The following is a 17,335-nucleotide window of genomic DNA, read 5'->3' as shown; positions in this document are numbered from 1 at the left end:
CCTAAGATGAAAGGAAAAATATGAGCATATTAAATGTAGAACATTTAACACATGGTTTTGGCGATAGAGCAATTTTTGATGATGTATCATTTAGATTATTAAAAGGTGAACATATAGGACTTGTTGGAGCAAATGGTGAAGGTAAGTCAACGTTTATGAATATAATAACAGGTAAATTGCAACCTGACGAAGGCAGAGTTGAATGGGCTAAAAATGTCAGAGTAGGATATTTAGACCAGCATATCGTTTTAGAAAAAGGAATGACAATAGAGGATGTTTTAAAATCGGCATTTGACTTCCTGTTTGAAATGGAAGAAAACATGAATGACATTTGCAATAAAATGGGTGATGCGGATGAGAAGCAACTTGAAATATATATGGATGAACTTGCCGTTATTCAGGATATGCTTACAATGCATGATTTTTATCTGATAGATTCAAAGGTAGAAGAAATAGCAAGGGCATTTGGATTAACAGATTTAGGACTTGATAAAGATGTAAATGATTTAAGTGGTGGTCAGAGAACAAAGGTATTGCTTGCAAAACTATTGTTAGAAAAGCCTGACATTTTATTGCTTGATGAACCGACAAACTATTTGGATGCCGAACATATTGAATGGTTAAAGAGATATTTACAGGATTATGAGAATGCTTTTATTTTAATATCACATGATATACCGTTTTTAAATAGTGTTATTAATTTGATTTATAATATGGAAAATCAAAAACTGGACAGATATGTAGGCGATTACGATAAGTTTAAAGAAGTACACGCCGTAAAACAGGCACAACTTGAGGCTGCATATAACAGACAGCAAAAAGAAATTGCTGATTTAAAGGATTTTGTGGCAAGAAATAAAGCTAGAGTTTCAACAAGAAACATGGCAATGTCAAGGCAGAAAAAACTTGATAATATGGATTTAATTGAACTTGCAGGAGAAAAGCCAAAACCGGAATTTAGATTTAAGGAAGCAAGGACGTCCGGCAAATTTATAATAGACACAATGAATCTGGTAATCGGATATGATAAGCCATTATCTGTGCCACTTAATTTGTCTATGGAAAGAGGACAGAAAATTGCAGTAATAGGAACAAATGGTATTGGAAAAACAACTCTTTTAAGAAGTATTTTAGGAGAAATTAAACCTATAGATGGAAAAGTTGAATTGGGAGATTATCTGCAAATAGGCTATTTTGAACAGGAAATAAAGGAAGAAAACCGTTCTACATGCCTTGAGGAAATCTGGGATGAATTCCCTTCATTTAACCAATATGAAGTAAGAAGCGCGTTGGCTAAATGTGGACTTACTACAAATCATATTGAAAGTCAGATAAGAGTGTTAAGCGGAGGAGAGCAGGCAAAAGTCCGTCTTTGCAAATTAATTAACAGAGAAACAAATCTTTTGGTTCTTGACGAACCTACAAATCATTTGGATGTAGATGCTAAGGCAGAATTAAAAAGAGCGCTTACAGAATACAAGGGAAGCATACTTATGGTATGTCATGAACCTGATTTTTATGAGGATTGGGTAACAGATGTGTGGGATGTAAGCCAGTGGAGTCTGTTAGATTAAGATATAAGACATATAATAAATTAGATAGAATATCACAAAACAAGGCATGGGTTCATTTCGAACCTATGCCTTGTTTTGTGTAATGTACCAAATGGTATATGTTTTAATTTTGCTTTTCTTTTAATCTTTTATTTGCAGTTGCAAGCATAAGTTTAATTCTATTTAACTGGTTAACTTCACTTGCACCGGGATCATAGTCAACAGCTACAATATTTGCTTCAGGATGCATTGCACGAAGCTTTTTGATAACACCCTTTCCAACAATGTGGTTAGGAAGGCAGGCGAAAGGCTGTGTACAAACTATGTTTGGAACTCCATCTTTTATTAAGTGGAGCATTTCACCTGTAAGGAACCATCCTTCACCGGTCTGGTTACCAATTGAAACAACTTCCTCAGCCATTTCTGACATTTCCCAAATATCGCTTGTAGGAGTGAAGTGTTTGCTCTTTATTAAAGCCTCCTTAGCTGTTTTTCTGAAGTATTCTATAGCTTTTATTCCAATGGTACTTAGAATTACTGATGATTTTTTAAAACCTAATTTTTCGGCCTTAAATGTAGAGTTTCTAAATCCATATAAGAAGAAGTCTACAAGGTCAGGCATAACGGCTTCAGCACCTTCAGATTCCAATAAGTTTACAAGGTCATTGTTAGCAGTAGGAGAAAATTTAACAAGAATTTCACCTACTATACCAACACGTGGTTTTTTAATATCTTTTACAGGAATAGCATCAAATTCTTCAACAATCTTGCGAAGATTATTTTTATATCGTTTCATTCCAAATTTATTATCTGCAAGTTCAGCACATAATTTATCTTCCCATTTTTTATGAAGTGCATCTGTTTCGCCGTGATTTACTTCATAAGGTCTTGTTCTGTATACAACTCTCATAAATAAATCGCCGTACATTGCTGCCTGAACTGCCTTAACTGCAAATTTAGGAGTAATCTTAAATCCACTGTTCTTTTCAATACCGGATAAACTAAGGGAAAGAACAGGAATGTATTCTAATCCGGCTTTCTCTAATGCACGTCTGATAAATCCGATATAGTTAGTAGCACGACATCCGCCACCTGTCTGAGTAATAACAACAGCCACTTTGTGTAAATCATATTTTCCAGATAATAATGCTTCCATAATCTGACCTACAACAATAAGTGAAGGGTAGCAGGCATCATTGTTAACATACTTAAGACCCATATCAATGCATGATTGTTCACTTGGAAGAACTTCAAAGTTGTATCCACATGAATTCATTGCAGATTGAAGCATCTTAAAGTGAATTGGACTCATCTGAGGTGTAAGTATTGTATATTTTTCATCAAACATCTGCTTTGTAAATTCAACTTTTTTGATTGAAGATGGCTTGATGTCTCTTTGATAATTTCTTTCTTTTCTTATTCTAATGGCTGAAAGAAGAGAACGTATTCTGATTCTTGCAGCGCCTAAGTTATTAACTTCATCGATTTTAAGAACAGTGTAAATCTTTCCTGATTTAGTTAAAATATCATTTACGCAGTCAGTCGTAACGGCATCAAGACCACATCCAAATGAATTGAGCTGAACTAAATCAAGATCATCTCTTGTTTTTACATAGTTAGCAGCTGCATAAAGTCTTGAATGGTACATCCACTGGTCAGATACAATCAAAGGTCTTTCAACGGGAGCTAAATGTGAAATAGAATCTTCTGTTAAAACGGCAAGACCATAACTGTTAATCATTTCAGGAATACCGTGGTTGATTTCAGGGTCAACATGGTATGGACGACCTGCAAGTACGATACCGTGAAGATTATGTTCCTTTATATATGCTAATGTCTCTTCGCCTTTTTTGCGAATGTCATCTCTTGAAGCTAATAATTCTACCCATGCAGCATGTGCAGCCTGAGTAATTTCGGCTTTAGGAATATCAAATTCTTTTGAAAATTCTTCAACAAGTCGGCTTGTAATAGTTCCCTCATTTGTTAAAGCCATAAACGGATTCATAAATTTGATAGAATTATCGTTTAATTCTTCAACGTTATTTTTTATATTTTCTGCATAAGATGTAACAATAGGGCAGTTGTAGTGGTTATTAGCATCTGGTGTTTCATTTCTTTCGTATGGTATACACGGATAGAAAATAAAATCAATACCGTTTCTGATTAACCAGGTAACATGACCGTGAGCAATCTTTGCAGGATAACATTCTGATTCACTAGGAATTGATTCAATACCTAATTCATATATTTTTCTTGAAGACTCAGGTGAGAGAACAACTCTGTATCCTAATCTTTTAAAGAAAGTAGCCCAGAATGGGAAATTCTCATACATATTAAGTACACGTGGAATTCCTACAGTTCCTCGTTTAGCATTTTCCTCAGACAATGGTTCGTAATCAAACATTCTGTGGAATTTATATTCAAATAAGTTAGGAATGTTATCTTTATTTTTCTCTTTCCCAAGACCTTTTTCACAACGGTTTCCGCTTATGAAACGTCGTCCGTCAATAAATTTATTTATAGTAAGCATACAGTTGTTTGTACAACCTTTGCATCGTGTCATTGTTGTTGTGTAATCAAATTTGTTAATTGCATCGATAGAAAGCATTGTTGTTGCTTCGCCGTGATAACGTTCTCTTGCAATAAGGGCAGCACCAAATGCACCCATAATACCTGCAATGTCAGGACGGATAGCTTCACATCCTGATATTTTTTCAAAACTTCTTAAAACAGCATCATTGTAAAATGTTCCACCCTGAACAACAACTTTTTCCCCAAGGTCTTTAGGGTCTGTGATTTTAATAACTTTATATAAAGCATTCTTAATAACAGAATAAGCAAGTCCGGCAGAAATATCTGCAACGCTTGCACCTTCTTTTTGTGCCTGTTTTACATTTGAATTCATAAATACTGTACAACGTGTACCAAGGTCTGTAGGATTCTTTGCAAATAAAGCTTCTTTAGCAAAATCGACAACTGAGTAATTAAGCGATTTAGCAAATGTTTCAATGAAAGAACCACAACCTGATGAACAGGCTTCATTTAACTGGACGCTGTCTACAGTCTGATTCTTTATCTTAATACATTTCATGTCCTGACCGCCGATATCAAGAATACAGTCAACGTCAGGTTCAAAGAATGCAGCTGCATAATAATGTGCAACAGTTTCAACTTCACCTTCATCAAGCATTAAAGCCGCTTTAATTAAAGCCTCACCGTATCCTGTAGAACAAGAACGTACAATTTCAGCATCTTTAGGCAATTTAGAGTAAATATCTTTAATTGCACCAATAATAGTTGCCAAAGGATTTCCATTGTTACTGCTGTAGAATGAATATAATAAAGTTCCATCTTCTCCGACAACAGCTGCCTTAGTAGTAGTAGAACCTGAATCTATACCTAAGAAACATTTTCCTGAATAAGTGCTTAAATCACCTTTCTTTACTGTATCTTTGTTGTGTCTTACAGTAAATTCAGTATATTCAGCTTCATTTTTAAATAAAGGTTCCATACGTTTGATTTCCATATCCATCTTAATTCCTTTAGAAAGACGGTTATACAAATCTGTTATATTAACTAAAACTTTTGAATCGTGATTCATTGCAGAACCTGTAGCAGCAAATAAATGTGAATGCTCAGGTGCAACAATATGTTCATCATCGAGATTAAGAGTTCTTATAAATGCATTTTTTAATTCAGGAAGGAAGTGAAGAGGTCCTCCTAAAAATGCAACTGTACCACGAATAGGTTTTCCGCATGCCAAACCCGAAATGGTCTGGTTTACAACTGCTTGGAAAATAGAAGCAGCTAAATCCTCTTTTGTAGCACCTTCGTTAATTAATGGCTGAATATCTGTTTTGGCAAATACACCACAACGTGCGGCAATTGGATAAATTGCCTGATAATTAGCAGCGTATTCATTTAAACCACTGGCATCAGTCTGAAGAAGAGAAGCCATCTGGTCAATGAAAGAACCTGTACCACCGGCACAGATACCGTTCATACGCTGTTCAATTCCATTTGTAAAATAAATTATTTTTGCATCTTCGCCACCAAGTTCAATTGCAACATCTGTCTGAGGTGCATAATCATTTAATGCTGTAGAAACAGCTACAACCTCCTGAACAAATGGAACTCCTAAGTGCTTTGACAAAGTAAGTCCGCCTGAACCTGTAATCATAGGTGATAAGGTAATGTCACCTAATTTTTCTTTAGCCTTTTTTAATAATCCGGCTAAAGTTTCCTGAATATTTGCATAGTGACGCTCATAGTCAGCAAACATAATTTCATTATCATTATTTAAAATTGCAATTTTTACAGTTGTTGAGCCAATGTCAATACCAAGGCTGTAATATGCTTTATCATTCATTGTTGTTTACCTTCCTCTTAAGTTATAAAAATCCATAAACGTTATACATTATATTATAATTTGCGACAAATAACAACATATAAATAAGTACATAAGAGTAACAAATTTGTGAATTGTTTTTAAAAATGTCCTGATTTTTTAATTAAAATTTAACAATCAGGGTGTAACATTTGAATGTGCCAAAAAAGATATGTAAAAAATGTATTGTATGTTTGACAAAAGATACTAATAAAATTATACTTGTATAAGATTTTAGAATAGGAGATTTCTATGAAACAATCAAACTTTGAAAGAAAATTCAGCAGATACGCAATTAGCAATTTATCCCTATATTTAGTAATCGGATATGCCATAGGTTATGCAATTTATTATTTGATTCCGGGTCTATATGAATATATTACATTTGACCCATATTTAATATTACATGGACAGATTTGGAGAATTGTAACATGGGTAGTTACAATGCCTGAGACATTAGGACTGTTTACTATAATTATGCTTTTCTTTTATTATTCAGTAGGAAACAATCTTGAATATACATGGGGAAAGTATCGATATAACGTATACATTTTTTCAGGAATGCTATTTACGATTATAGGTTCATTTCTTTTATATGCAATTTTAATAATAATGTGTAACACAACAGGTGAATATGAGACAGTGTTAAATGCAGTTGGCATGAGCTATAGTGGCACAAGTGTAACGGATTTAGCAGTAATATACAGAGGCATTGGTATGGGAATAGGTAATTTTGTAAGTACCTATTATATTAATATGTCAATTTTCCTTGCATTTGCAGCTACTTATCCTGATGCTGAGGTATTGCTTTATTTCATAATTCCTATAAAGGTAAAATGGTTAGGAGTATTATATGGAGCATTCATTTTTGTAGAAATACTTCAAGGCTCATGGGTAACAAGAATGATGGTAATTACATCGTTACTTAATTTTATGATTTTCTTCTTTCAAACAAGAAATAAATTATCACCATATCAGATAAAACGAAAAAGAGAATATCGAAAGAATATACGTCAGGCTACACAGCCTAAATATGAAAATGGCGCTAAGCATAAATGTGCAATCTGTGGAAGAACAGAATTAGATGATCCTAATTTGACTTTCAGATATTGCTCAAAATGTAGTGGAAATAAAGAGTACTGTCAGGACCATTTATTTACACATACACATTGTTAATTGAAAATGGAGGAATAAAATATATATGGCTCAAAAAGAATTTGAAAGAGGTGCGGGAATATTGATGCATATTAGTAGTATTCCTTCACCTTACGGAATAGGTTCTTTTGGAAAAAATGCATATGAATTTGTTGACAGATTAGTTGCTGCGAGACAAAAGTACTGGCAGGTTCTGCCACTTGGAACAACAAGTTATGGAGACAGCCCATACGCTTCTTTTTCTGCGTTTGCAGGTAATCCTTATTTTATCGATTTGGATACATTAATTGAAGAAGGTCTTATTACAAAAGAATATGTAGATAGTTTAGATGGAACATTGAAGAACAGTATGTTGACTATGGTTTGATATATAATTCCAGATTTATTGTTTTAAAAGAAGCTTATAAGAATAGTAATCACAAGGCATTGAAAGAATATAAAGAATTTGTTAAAGAAAATGATTTTTGGCTTGATGATTACTGCTTGTATTGTGTATGCAAAAATGATGCTGAGTCGACTTCGTGGCAGGATTGGGAAGAGGATATAAGATTCAGAAAGCAGGAAGCGTTAGATAAAAAGATAGAAGAATTTTCAGATGAACTGGATTTTTATAGGTTTTTACAGTTTAAATTCTTCGAACAATGGTTTAAACTAAAAGAGTATGCCAACGAAAAAGGAATCGAAATAATAGGAGACATTCCAATTTATGTTGCTATGGATTCAGCAGATGTATGGTCTCATCCTGAAATTTTTCAACTGGATGAGAATCTAGAGGCAAAAAAAGTGGCAGGAGTTCCGCCGGATGCTTTTTCTGATTTAGGTCAAAGATGGGGAAATCCGTTATATGATTGGAAAAAGTTAGAAAAAGATGATTTTTCATGGTGGCGAAAGAGAATGGAACACTCCGCAAAATTATACGATATAGTAAGAATTGATCATTTTATCGGAATGACAAAATACTATACAATACCTGCAGAAGATGAGGATGCCAGAAACGGAAAATGGGAAAAAGGTCCGGGAATGAAACTTATAAAAGCTATATCAGAAGCAACGGGAGATAAGAAAATCATTGCTGAAGATTTAGGTGTAAAAATACCTGAAGTAGTGGAAGTCCTTGAAAAGAGTGGATTTCCTGGAATGAAGGTTTTAGAATTTGCATTTGACGGAGACAGAAAGAATGATCATTTGCCATATTTTTGGACGCAGAATACTGTGGCTTATGGTGGAACTCATGATAACGATACCTTAATGGGATATTTTACAGGTTTGCAATATTGGGAGTTAGGATACATAAGAGAGTTCTTAGAATGTAGACATGGCTCGATTGAAGATATTGTGGATAAATTATTTACATGCGCCTATGCCAGCGTGGCGAATGTTGTAATATTCCAAATGCAGGATGTTTTAAAAGTTGGCAATATTGGCAGAATGAATCTGCCATCATCAATGGGAACTAACTGGCGTTGGAGAATGACCAAAAACCAGTTTGGTGATAAAGAAGTTGAGAGACTTAGATATTTAACCGATATATACGGCAGATAATTATTAGGAGGACTGAAAAAATGGAAAAGAAACCGTTTGTAACACTTGAACAACTTAAGGAAATTGAAAAGACTTATCCTACGCCATATCATATTTATGATGAAAAGGGTTTTATGGAGAATGCAAGAAAAGTTAATGAAGCATTTTCATGGAATAAGGGATTTAGAGAATATTTTGCTGTTAAAGCTGAACCAAATCCATTTATCATAAAGAAGTTAAAAGAAGTCGGATGTGGTGTTGACTGTTCATCATATACAGAACTTATGATTGCTGACAAATTAGGTTTTAGAGACGATGAGATTATGTTCTCTTCAAATGAAACACCTGAAGGTGAATTTGGATACTGCGCAAAGCTTGGTGGAATTATTAATCTTGATGATATTACAATGATTGATTTCATGGAAAAAGAAGCAGGCATTCCTGAAACTGTAAGTTGCAGATATAATCCGGGTGGAGTTTTTGAAGCATGCAATGGAATTATGGATAATCCGGGAGATGCTAAATACGGAATGACTCACGAGCAGATTATTGAAGCTTACAAGATTTTAAAAGAAAAAGGCGTAAAGAATTTTGGAATTCATGCATTCTTAGCTAGTAATACAGTTACAAATGAATATTATCCTAGACTTGCTAAGACAATTTTTGAACTTGCAGTTGAGTTGAAGGAAAAGACTGGAGCACACATTAAATTCATCAATTTATCAGGTGGTGTTGGAATACCTTACAGACCGGATCAGGAACCAAATGATATTATGGTTATTGGCGAGGGAGTAAGAAAAGTATATGAAGAGGTGCTTACACCTGCAGGAATGGATGATGTAGCAATTTATACCGAAATGGGAAGATTTATGATGGGACCATATGGTGCATTAGTAACAAAGGCTGTACATGAAAAGCATATATATAAAGAATATATTGGTGTAGATGCATGTGCTGCTAACTTAATGAGACCGGCGATGTATGGAGCTTACCATCATATTACTGTTATGGGTAAGGAAAATGAACCTTGCGATCACACATATGATATTGTTGGTTCATTATGCGAAAATAATGACAAATTTGCAGTAGACAGAAAATTGCCAAAGATTGATATGGGAGATTTCCTTGTAATTCATGATTCAGGAGCTCATGGATTCTCGATGGGATATAATTATAATGGAAGACTTCGTTCTGCAGAATTATTGTTACAGGAAGATGGAAGCGTAAAATTAATTCGTAGAGCAGAAACTCCAAAAGATTATTTTGCTACATTTGATTTCTGTGACATTATGAAATAGTCATGGAGGAAAATATGAGACAGATAATTAATGAGATTTCTAAGGGTAAAAATATAGATGATAATCTAAAAAAATATGCATATGGATTTAGTAAAATAAATAATAAATTTGCATATATCAGACTTGCGCTTAATTACTATACTTTTTTGCAGATGCAGCAGGATGAAAATGATGTAATAAGTTCTGATATTGTCTTAGAATTAAATAAGATGAATGAAGTTATTGCAGACATGAGTGAAGAAGATATAAGTGTAGTTGAGGATATGCGTAATAACATCATTAGAAAAATGCAGGCCTTAACATATTATGTAGATAAGTATAATGTATACGAATTTGCGTACAACAGAGTTGAATATAAATATCACGATTATGATATGCCGGCAAATTATAGTGATGAAGAATTTACAAGAAAAATAATGAAATATATATTCGATGATGAAGACGCGACAATAATTAACAGTAAAATATGTGAAATTATAGGTCAGCTTCCAATCAGAATGACTAAATCAAAGTTTTTTGAATATGTAAATTCGGGATTAGATGTATATAATCAGGGCGAAAAGAGTAGTTTAGATGATTTTGTTTATAGAATAAGAACAAGTGCTATTTTAGAAGAAAAGGAAGATTACAAACTTTTATATCCGGAAATTCATGATACATTTGAAGAATTAGATAAATATGATTTGAAGAATATAACAGAAGATGAAGTTAATGAATTTTCTGAAAAATTATCAGAGTTAACAGCTTATATTGATGATAATGTGTCTGCAAATATGATGATGCAGGAATTGATTAATGATGTTTTGCTTGTGCTATATACATCAGAGAGTCAGGAAAATGATGACATTACAGCAATATGTAGCGAAGTTGTCAGTGAAACTAATTTGATGTTTACAGGAAAATTTGCTCATAAGACAAATGAAGAATTAGAGGCGATGTTTGTTAAATTAGAAGGCAAACAGGAAGAACTTTATCACAATATAATGAATTACGATATTGTTGACCAGATATTAGATAAGAATAAAGATGACATTATCAGAAATAATCTTGAAAAAACATATGAAAAGGTATCAAGACTTCCTCTGTTAAATTCAGACAGTTTATTTGTGGAATTTGACAAAAAACAGGATAAGGATAAGGTAAATGAAGAATATTTAGAAAAGGTAAAGGAAAATCTGTACAAAGAATTTGTCGACAAATTCGCTAATAGTCAGAGGCTGATAAAGAAGTCAATAATGTCTGCAACATTGAGTGAATTACCTGTATTTTTCAACAATATAAGTGAATTACAGGATTTCGTATACAATTGTTTACATGGATGTACTGATATGGCAGAAAAAAAGGGATGCTTAGAAATCATTTCATCGATGATTGTATAAATAGGAGGTGCATATGAAATGGTGCGATGATTTGTATATAGGACATGAAGCGATGGACGATAAGGATAATATTGTCTCTAAAATAAAAGAAGGAAAAATGCAGTTTAATATTTATGTATTGGCTGCACCCTTCAATGATACGGATGTCCTTGACATTTATCCGTCATATGTGCTCTTACAAAAGAGATATCTTAATTCGGAACTTATGATTTATGGTATAGCTAAAGGCAAGGAAGAAGCTTATGATATGACCCGGTTGATTATTATGGATTGTTTCCGCGCAACCGGACAATTTAAACTAAAGGAATATATGGAAAATAATCATAGTTTCACTTGATTGCAGCAGAAGGAGTAAAATGTTACATATTTTATTAATTTTATTAAAAATAATAGGAATTATTCTGCTGGCGAGTCTTGCTTTAGTTGCGCTGTTGTTTATTTTACCGGCATCATATAAGATTGAAGGAATAAAAAATAAAGAGCAAAGTTATTTAAGAATTCATGGAGGATGGCTTTTTCATCTTCTCCATTTTAATATGGAATATAGTGAAGAATTGAAGTATTCATTGAGAATTTTGGGATTTAAAATTTATAGTGATGATAATGATGAAAATGCAGATGATTCTTATGAAACATTTGAAAATGACGAAAAATATGAAAAACGTGGCAGAACAGAAGATAATGATAAAAATATGAATTCTGTGGAGAGTGATGATTTCATAAAAGCCGGACAAGAGTTTAAGGGTGATAACATTGAGGGAAAAGCTTTGGCAAACAGTCAGAAAAATTTAGATAAAGAAAATGTAGATGAACGTCAGTCTTATATTAACAAAGAAGAATCATCAACCGATGAAGAAAATAGTGATTTAGACTATAAAGTAAAGCAGTTAATAGATTTTGTTAAAAATATATGGTTTAAATGTAGAAAACTATTTGGTAAAATAAAACATAAGGTTCGAAGCACAAAACACAAATTTAAAAATAATCAAAAAAAATTTAAATATTTAATAGATTATTTAAAGAGTGAAGAAGTAAAAACTGCATATAACTATATTAAAAGTAAGACAAAGCAGATTGTAAAGTTACTTAAACCTAAAAAAATAAGAGGAAAACTTGAGTTTGGATTTGACAGCCCGGACAAGACGGGAAAGATGCTTGGAGTTATTGCAGTTGTATGTACTGCGTTAAAGCTTAATATGGATAATTTTCAAATAGAACCTGATTTTGAAAACAAGAAATTTAACGGAATAATCAGAGCGTGGGGACATTTTTCTATAGGAGTTGTAGGTGTTTATATTTTACAGATTTATATGAAAGATGAAGTGCATGCCGTTATTGATAAGTTTAGTTGACAGGAGGTATTTATATGTCAGAAGATAGAAAAGCCACAGATGATTTACTAAGAGCAATGGAAAAATTTATTACTACAAAATCTGTTGTAGGTGAAGCAATAACTGTTGGAGATACAATTATTCTTCCTATGGCTGATGTTTCTTTTGGAATGGGTGTTGGTACTTTTTCAAAAGACACAAGTGCAGGTGGAGGAGTTGGTGGAAAGATAACACCAAGTGCCGTATTGGTTATAAAAGATGGTTCTTCAAAACTTATCAGTATAAATGACCAGGATGGGTTCTCGAGAATCATTGATATGGTTCCTGATATTGTTAATAAATTTACAAGTAAAAATGATGATGCAGATACATTTGATGAAGAGTAAATGAAAATTAAGAATTATTACAATTGATTTTTAGAAATAAATTAATAAAAATGGCTTGTTTATAGGTTATTTTTATTAATTTTTTTCATATAATATCTATATAAAAACACTAGGAATTAAAATGGGAAAAGTTTGTGGATTTGCTTTATTTTGGGTCGCGCTTGGAATGACTATAGCGTTAATAATAAGTAGCACTTTTTTAGTGGTCTGCTTAATAATTATGTGCCTGATTTTAGGGTATAATCTTTTTTGCTCATGCAAATAAAATACAGAAAGGTAAATGAACAATGAACATAGCAGATTTATTTGAAGAAGGAAAAACAATATTTTCTTTTGAGGTATTCCCACCAAAGAAAGAAAGTGGAATAGAAACGGTATATGACACAATAGAAAAACTTACGGATTTGAAACCTGATTTTATTAGTGTTACTTATGGAGCAGGTGGAAGTGGAGTGACAAATCCTATAACAAAGGATATTTGCTCAAAAATTAAGAATGAATATAAATTAGAAACAATAGCTCATTTGTCATGCATTAATAACACAAAGGATGAAATAGATAAGATTCTTGAAGAATTAAAAAAAGAGGGAATAGACAATATTTTAGCCTTAAGAGGTGACAGAGTTGAAGGCTTAGAACCTAAAAAAGACTTTACATATGCATCAGATTTAACAAAATATATTATGGACAAGGGTGGATTCCATGTTTCAGGAGCATGTTATCCTGAAGTACATATGGAAGCAAAAGATGCAGTTGATGATATAAAGAACTTAAAGAAAAAAGTGGATGCAGGAGCAGACCATTTGATTTCACAGTTATTTTTTGATAATAGAGTATTCTACGATTTCCTGGAAAGAGCTAGAATTGCAGATATTAATGTACCGATTGAAGCCGGAATTATGCCTGTAACAAGTAAGAGCCAGATTGAAAGAATGGTTACAATGTGTGGAGCAAGTATTCCTGCATCATTATCAAGAATAATGCAGAGATATGAATCAAATCCGGAAGCTTTGAGAGATGCAGGAATTGCATATGCGATTAATCAGATTATTGATTTGGCAGCTAATGGAGTTGATGGTGTACATATTTATACAATGAACAACCCTTATGTAGCAAGAAAAATTACAGAAGGAGTTGAAAGTGTGGTTAAGCACAACAGATAAGGAATAAAATGAGAGATAAAGACATAATACTTGACTATGTAAATGTAAATGAAGCTTTAAGATATTTAGGATATGGGGATAATAAACCTGACGATAATACAAAAAAATTATTGGATATATGTAGTGAAGAATTGCTAAAGGTTATACAGCCTAAATATGTTTATAGAGTATTTGATTTAAATGAAGATTATTCTATAGATGGTGTGGATTTTGAATTAAAAGGAGAGGCAATAAAAAATCATCTTAAAGGATGTGAAAAAATTGCTATGATGTGTGTTACTTTATCTTCAGGAGTAGACTCTTTGATTAGAAGAAAGCAGATAGGAGATATGGCACAGGCGGCTATAATAGATAGCATGGCTTCAGCTGCAGTGGAACAGGTATGTGACAAGGTTGAAGAAATTATAAAAAAAGAATTTCCTCATTATGAATATACATGGAGATTTGGTGTTGGATATGATGATTTTCCGTTAGAATTACAGCAACAGTTTTTAAATGTTGTAAACGCATCAAAGCAGATAGGAGTGTGCGTTAATGACAGTTTTATGCTAACACCTACAAAATCGGTTACATGTATAATTGGTATGGGACATAATCTTAATACATCAAACAAAAAAAACTGTGAAAACTGCAGCTTCAAAGAAAAATGCCAATATAGGAAGGCGGGAAAGAACTGTGGACGTTAAAGAATTATTGAAAAAAGGATATATTGTTTTGGATGGAGCAATGGGAACAATGCTTCAGAAAAAAGGAATGAAAATGGGAGTAGTTCCTGAAACTTTAGGAATTACAAAACCGGAATGGATTATTGACATTCATAAACAATATATCGAAGCAGGTTCAGATGTTATTTATGCAAATACATTTGGTGCAAACAGATATAAATTAAAGGGTACAGGCTATTCAACAGAAGAAATAATTAAAAAGGCAATTGAAAACGGCAGAAAAGCGTGTGAAGGAAGCAAAAGCTATGTTGCTCTTGACATAGGACCTATAGGACAGCTCCTTGAACCGACAGGAAGCTTGAGTTTTGAAGAAGCGTATGACATTTTTAAAGAAGAAATTGTTGCGGGAAAAGATGCAGATGTAATAGTAATTGAGACAATGACTGATTTGCTTGAAACAAAAGCAGCAGTATTGGCAGCTAAAGAAAATTCAAACTTACCGGTGTTTGTTACAATGACATTTGAAGAAAATAAAAGAACTTTCACAGGATGTTCAGTCTCAGCAATGGTACTTACAATTGTGGGACTTGGGGTTGATGCAATTGGTGTAAACTGTTCTCTTGGGCCTGACCAGTTAGCACCAATAGTAGAAGAAATAGGAAAATGGTCAGATATTCCGGTAATTGTAAAGGCTAATGCAGGTTTGCCTGACCCTGTTACAAATGAATATGATGTAACACCTGAGCAGTTTGTTGAAGATTATAAACAGATGCTAAAATTTGGTGCTAGAATATTTGGCGGATGTTGTGGTACAAATCCTGAGTATATTCGTGCCGTTAAAGCAATGCTTGTAGAAGCACAGAAGAATAATGAATTTGAATCAAACAGACAGGAAAGACAACTTGCAATATGTTCTCCAATTAATACTGTAGTAGTTAATCAGCCAAGAATTATCGGTGAAAGAATCAATCCTACAGGTAAAAAGCGTTTTAAACAAGCGTTAGTTGAAAAAGATATGGACTATATTTTAGGACAGGCAACTGAACAGATAGAAGCCGGAGCTGAAATATTAGATGTAAATGTTGGTCATCCTGAAATCGATGAAAAAGAAATGATGATTAAGACTGTAAAAGAACTTCAAAGCATTGTTTCAGTTCCACTTCAGATCGATTCAACAAAACCGGAAGTTATTGAGGCGGCTTTGCGAGTTTATAATGGTAAGGCAATTGTAAACTCGGTAAATGGCGAAGATAAGGTGTTAGACACGATTCTACCTATAGTTAAGAAGTACGGTGCTGCAGTTATAGGACTTGCATTGGATGAAAATGGTATTCCGGCTGATTACAAAGGCAGAGTTGAAATTGCTAAGAAAATATTAAATAAAGCATTAAGTTATGGGATTCCAAAAGAAGACGTTATTATAGACTGTCTTGTTTTAACGGTTTCAGCAGAACAGAAAGCTGCAGGAGAAACTTTAAAGGCATTAAATATTGTTAAAAATGAATTAGGATTAAGAACTGTTTTGGGTGTATCGAACATTTCATTTGGTTTACCAAACAGAGAATTAGTAAATAAGACATTTTTGACAATGGCACTTACAAATGGACTTGATTTGCCTATTATGAATCCGAATGTTCCGTCAATGGTATGGGCTGTAAGAACTTATAAGGTGCTTGCAGATATAGATAAAAATTCAATGGATTTTATTTCACACGCAGACGAATATACTGAAGTGGTAGGAAACAGCAAGGCACAGGGTAAAGCTGTGACGGCAGAAGGTGCTGATGCAAATGATGGAAAGAATAGTAAATTGTTAAAAGCCATGGAACAGGGACTTAAAAGTGAAGGCACAGAACTGACAAGAGCTTATCTTGAAAATAAAGATGCTATGGAAATAATTAATGATATGCTTATTCCGGCATTAGATGTTGTTGGTGATAAATTTGAAAAGGGAAAAATATTCCTTCCACAGCTAATTATGGCGGCTGATGTTGCTAAGGTATGCTTTGATGAAGTTAAGAACTACATGTCAGCAAAAGGTGGTCAGTCTGAACAAAAAGGCAAGATTGTTATTGCTACGGTAAAAGGTGATATTCATGATATCGGAAAAAATATTGTGAAAGTAATTCTTGAAAACTATGGTTATAATGTAATTGACCTTGGAAGAGACGTGGACCCTATGAAGGTAGTAGAAGCTGTAAAGGAAAATGATGTAAAACTCGTAGGTTTATCAGCACTTATGACTACGACATTAGGTTCAATGGAAGATACTATTAATCTTTTGAAGGAAAATAATCTTGACTGTAAAATAATGGTAGGCGGTGCAGTGCTTACTGAAGATTACGCAATGAAAATCGGTGCCGATTATTATGCAAAGGATGCAAAACGAAGTGCAGATATTGCTAAAGAAGTTTTAGGTTAGAGAATATAAAAATAGCGGTGGTAATAGATGGAAATCTGACCACCGTTTTATTATTGTGCTACTCCAATTCTTGAC

The 17,335-nt window shown here is 33.3% G+C and carries 13 protein-coding genes; 12 read left to right on the top strand and 1 reads right to left on the bottom strand.

Features of this window, described 5'->3' with window-relative positions:
• The first annotated feature begins 20 nt into the window (after nucleotides 1–20).
• On the top strand, nucleotides 21–1,574 hold the full coding sequence (locus tag CCC31_RS04205; protein ID WP_022089817.1) for an ABC-F family ATP-binding cassette domain-containing protein: 1,554 nt from the start codon (nucleotides 21–23) through the stop codon (nucleotides 1,572–1,574).
• Nucleotides 1,575–1,677: 103 nt separating this feature from the next.
• Here the strand turns inward: CCC31_RS04205 and CCC31_RS04200 are convergent, their stop codons facing one another.
• Complete coding sequence (locus CCC31_RS04200; protein ID WP_290849858.1) at nucleotides 1,678–5,922, bottom strand: 2-hydroxyacyl-CoA dehydratase; 4,245 nt, start codon at nucleotides 5,920–5,922, stop codon at nucleotides 1,678–1,680.
• Between the two features lie 270 nt (nucleotides 5,923–6,192).
• Here CCC31_RS04200 and CCC31_RS04195 point away from each other — a divergent pair, with 270 nt between their 5' ends.
• The 11 genes from CCC31_RS04195 to CCC31_RS04150 all read left to right on the top strand — a co-directional run bounded on the left by CCC31_RS04195 (nucleotide 6,193) and on the right by CCC31_RS04150 (nucleotide 17,260).
• A complete protein-coding gene (locus tag CCC31_RS04195) occupies nucleotides 6,193–7,116 on the top strand; it encodes a hypothetical protein (protein WP_290849856.1) in 924 nt (307 codons plus the stop codon).
• Between the two features lie 25 nt (nucleotides 7,117–7,141).
• Nucleotides 7,142–7,462: a 4-alpha-glucanotransferase gene (locus CCC31_RS12675; RefSeq protein WP_363347593.1), complete on the top strand. Its 321-nt coding sequence runs from the start codon at nucleotides 7,142–7,144 to the stop codon at nucleotides 7,460–7,462.
• Nucleotides 7,459–8,637, top strand: a complete 1,179-nt coding sequence (gene malQ / locus CCC31_RS04190) for a 4-alpha-glucanotransferase (protein WP_363347589.1) — start codon at nucleotides 7,459–7,461, stop codon at nucleotides 8,635–8,637. Before CCC31_RS12675 ends, malQ begins: the two co-directional genes overlap by 4 nt.
• Before the next feature lie 20 nt (nucleotides 8,638–8,657).
• The gene (locus CCC31_RS04185; RefSeq protein ID WP_117909548.1) at nucleotides 8,658–9,914 is read left to right on the top strand and encodes a diaminopimelate decarboxylase; all 1,257 of its coding nucleotides are present in this window, start codon (nucleotides 8,658–8,660) and stop codon (nucleotides 9,912–9,914) included.
• Nucleotides 9,915–9,928: 14 nt separating this feature from the next.
• Nucleotides 9,929–11,293 (top strand): hypothetical protein, encoded by a 1,365-nt coding sequence (locus tag CCC31_RS04180; protein ID WP_290849854.1) that lies wholly within the window; start codon nucleotides 9,929–9,931, stop codon nucleotides 11,291–11,293.
• 13 nt (nucleotides 11,294–11,306) lie between these two features.
• Nucleotides 11,307–11,630 carry a hypothetical protein gene (locus CCC31_RS04175; RefSeq protein WP_290849852.1) on the top strand — a complete coding sequence of 108 codons (324 nt, stop codon included), beginning with the start codon at nucleotides 11,307–11,309 and terminating at the stop codon, nucleotides 11,628–11,630.
• Nucleotides 11,631–11,649: 19 nt separating this feature from the next.
• Nucleotides 11,650–12,645 carry a DUF2953 domain-containing protein gene (locus tag CCC31_RS04170; protein ID WP_117909542.1) on the top strand — a complete coding sequence of 332 codons (996 nt, stop codon included), beginning with the start codon at nucleotides 11,650–11,652 and terminating at the stop codon, nucleotides 12,643–12,645.
• A gap of 14 nt (nucleotides 12,646–12,659) precedes the next feature.
• Nucleotides 12,660–13,010 (top strand): GerW family sporulation protein, encoded by a 351-nt coding sequence (locus CCC31_RS04165; RefSeq protein ID WP_022089825.1) that lies wholly within the window; start codon nucleotides 12,660–12,662, stop codon nucleotides 13,008–13,010.
• Between the two features lie 287 nt (nucleotides 13,011–13,297).
• The gene (metF, locus tag CCC31_RS04160; RefSeq protein ID WP_117909540.1) at nucleotides 13,298–14,173 is read left to right on the top strand and encodes a methylenetetrahydrofolate reductase [NAD(P)H]; all 876 of its coding nucleotides are present in this window, start codon (nucleotides 13,298–13,300) and stop codon (nucleotides 14,171–14,173) included.
• Nucleotides 14,174–14,181: 8 nt separating this feature from the next.
• On the top strand, nucleotides 14,182–14,859 hold the full coding sequence (locus CCC31_RS04155; RefSeq protein ID WP_290849849.1) for a vitamin B12 dependent-methionine synthase activation domain-containing protein: 678 nt from the start codon (nucleotides 14,182–14,184) through the stop codon (nucleotides 14,857–14,859).
• Complete coding sequence (locus CCC31_RS04150; protein WP_290849847.1) at nucleotides 14,849–17,260, top strand: homocysteine S-methyltransferase family protein; 2,412 nt, start codon at nucleotides 14,849–14,851, stop codon at nucleotides 17,258–17,260. Before CCC31_RS04155 ends, CCC31_RS04150 begins: the two co-directional genes overlap by 11 nt.
• Nucleotides 17,261–17,335 lie beyond the last annotated feature (75 nt).

It is taken from the genome of Eubacterium sp. LMAG:50 (assembly GCF_008680265.1).
GTDB lineage: Bacteria > Bacillota > Clostridia > Lachnospirales > Lachnospiraceae > Eubacterium_U > Eubacterium_U album.
The sequence above is the reverse complement of the archived record's forward strand: the minus strand, read 5'-3'. Positions and strand labels throughout refer to the sequence as shown.

Bases quoted from the DNA above. Each gene is read 5' to 3' on its own strand.
- CCC31_RS04170 (WP_117909542.1), top strand. From the start codon at position 11,650: ATGTTACATATTTTATTAATTTTATTAAAAATAATAGGAATTATTCTG.
- metF (WP_117909540.1), top strand. From the start codon at position 13,298: ATGAACATAGCAGATTTATTTGAAGAAGGAAAAACAATATTTTCTTTT.
- CCC31_RS04195 (WP_290849856.1), top strand. From the start codon at position 6,193: ATGAAACAATCAAACTTTGAAAGAAAATTCAGCAGATACGCAATTAGC.
- CCC31_RS04180 (WP_290849854.1), top strand. From the start codon at position 9,929: ATGAGACAGATAATTAATGAGATTTCTAAGGGTAAAAATATAGATGAT.
- CCC31_RS04175 (WP_290849852.1), top strand. From the start codon at position 11,307: ATGAAATGGTGCGATGATTTGTATATAGGACATGAAGCGATGGACGAT.
- CCC31_RS04155 (WP_290849849.1), top strand. From the start codon at position 14,182: ATGAGAGATAAAGACATAATACTTGACTATGTAAATGTAAATGAAGCT.
- CCC31_RS12675 (WP_363347593.1), top strand. From the start codon at position 7,142: ATGGCTCAAAAAGAATTTGAAAGAGGTGCGGGAATATTGATGCATATT.
- CCC31_RS04185 (WP_117909548.1), top strand. From the start codon at position 8,658: ATGGAAAAGAAACCGTTTGTAACACTTGAACAACTTAAGGAAATTGAA.
- CCC31_RS04200 (WP_290849858.1), bottom strand. From the start codon at position 5,922: ATGAATGATAAAGCATATTACAGCCTTGGTATTGACATTGGCTCAACA.
- CCC31_RS04165 (WP_022089825.1), top strand. From the start codon at position 12,660: ATGTCAGAAGATAGAAAAGCCACAGATGATTTACTAAGAGCAATGGAA.
- CCC31_RS04205 (WP_022089817.1), top strand. From the start codon at position 21: ATGAGCATATTAAATGTAGAACATTTAACACATGGTTTTGGCGATAGA.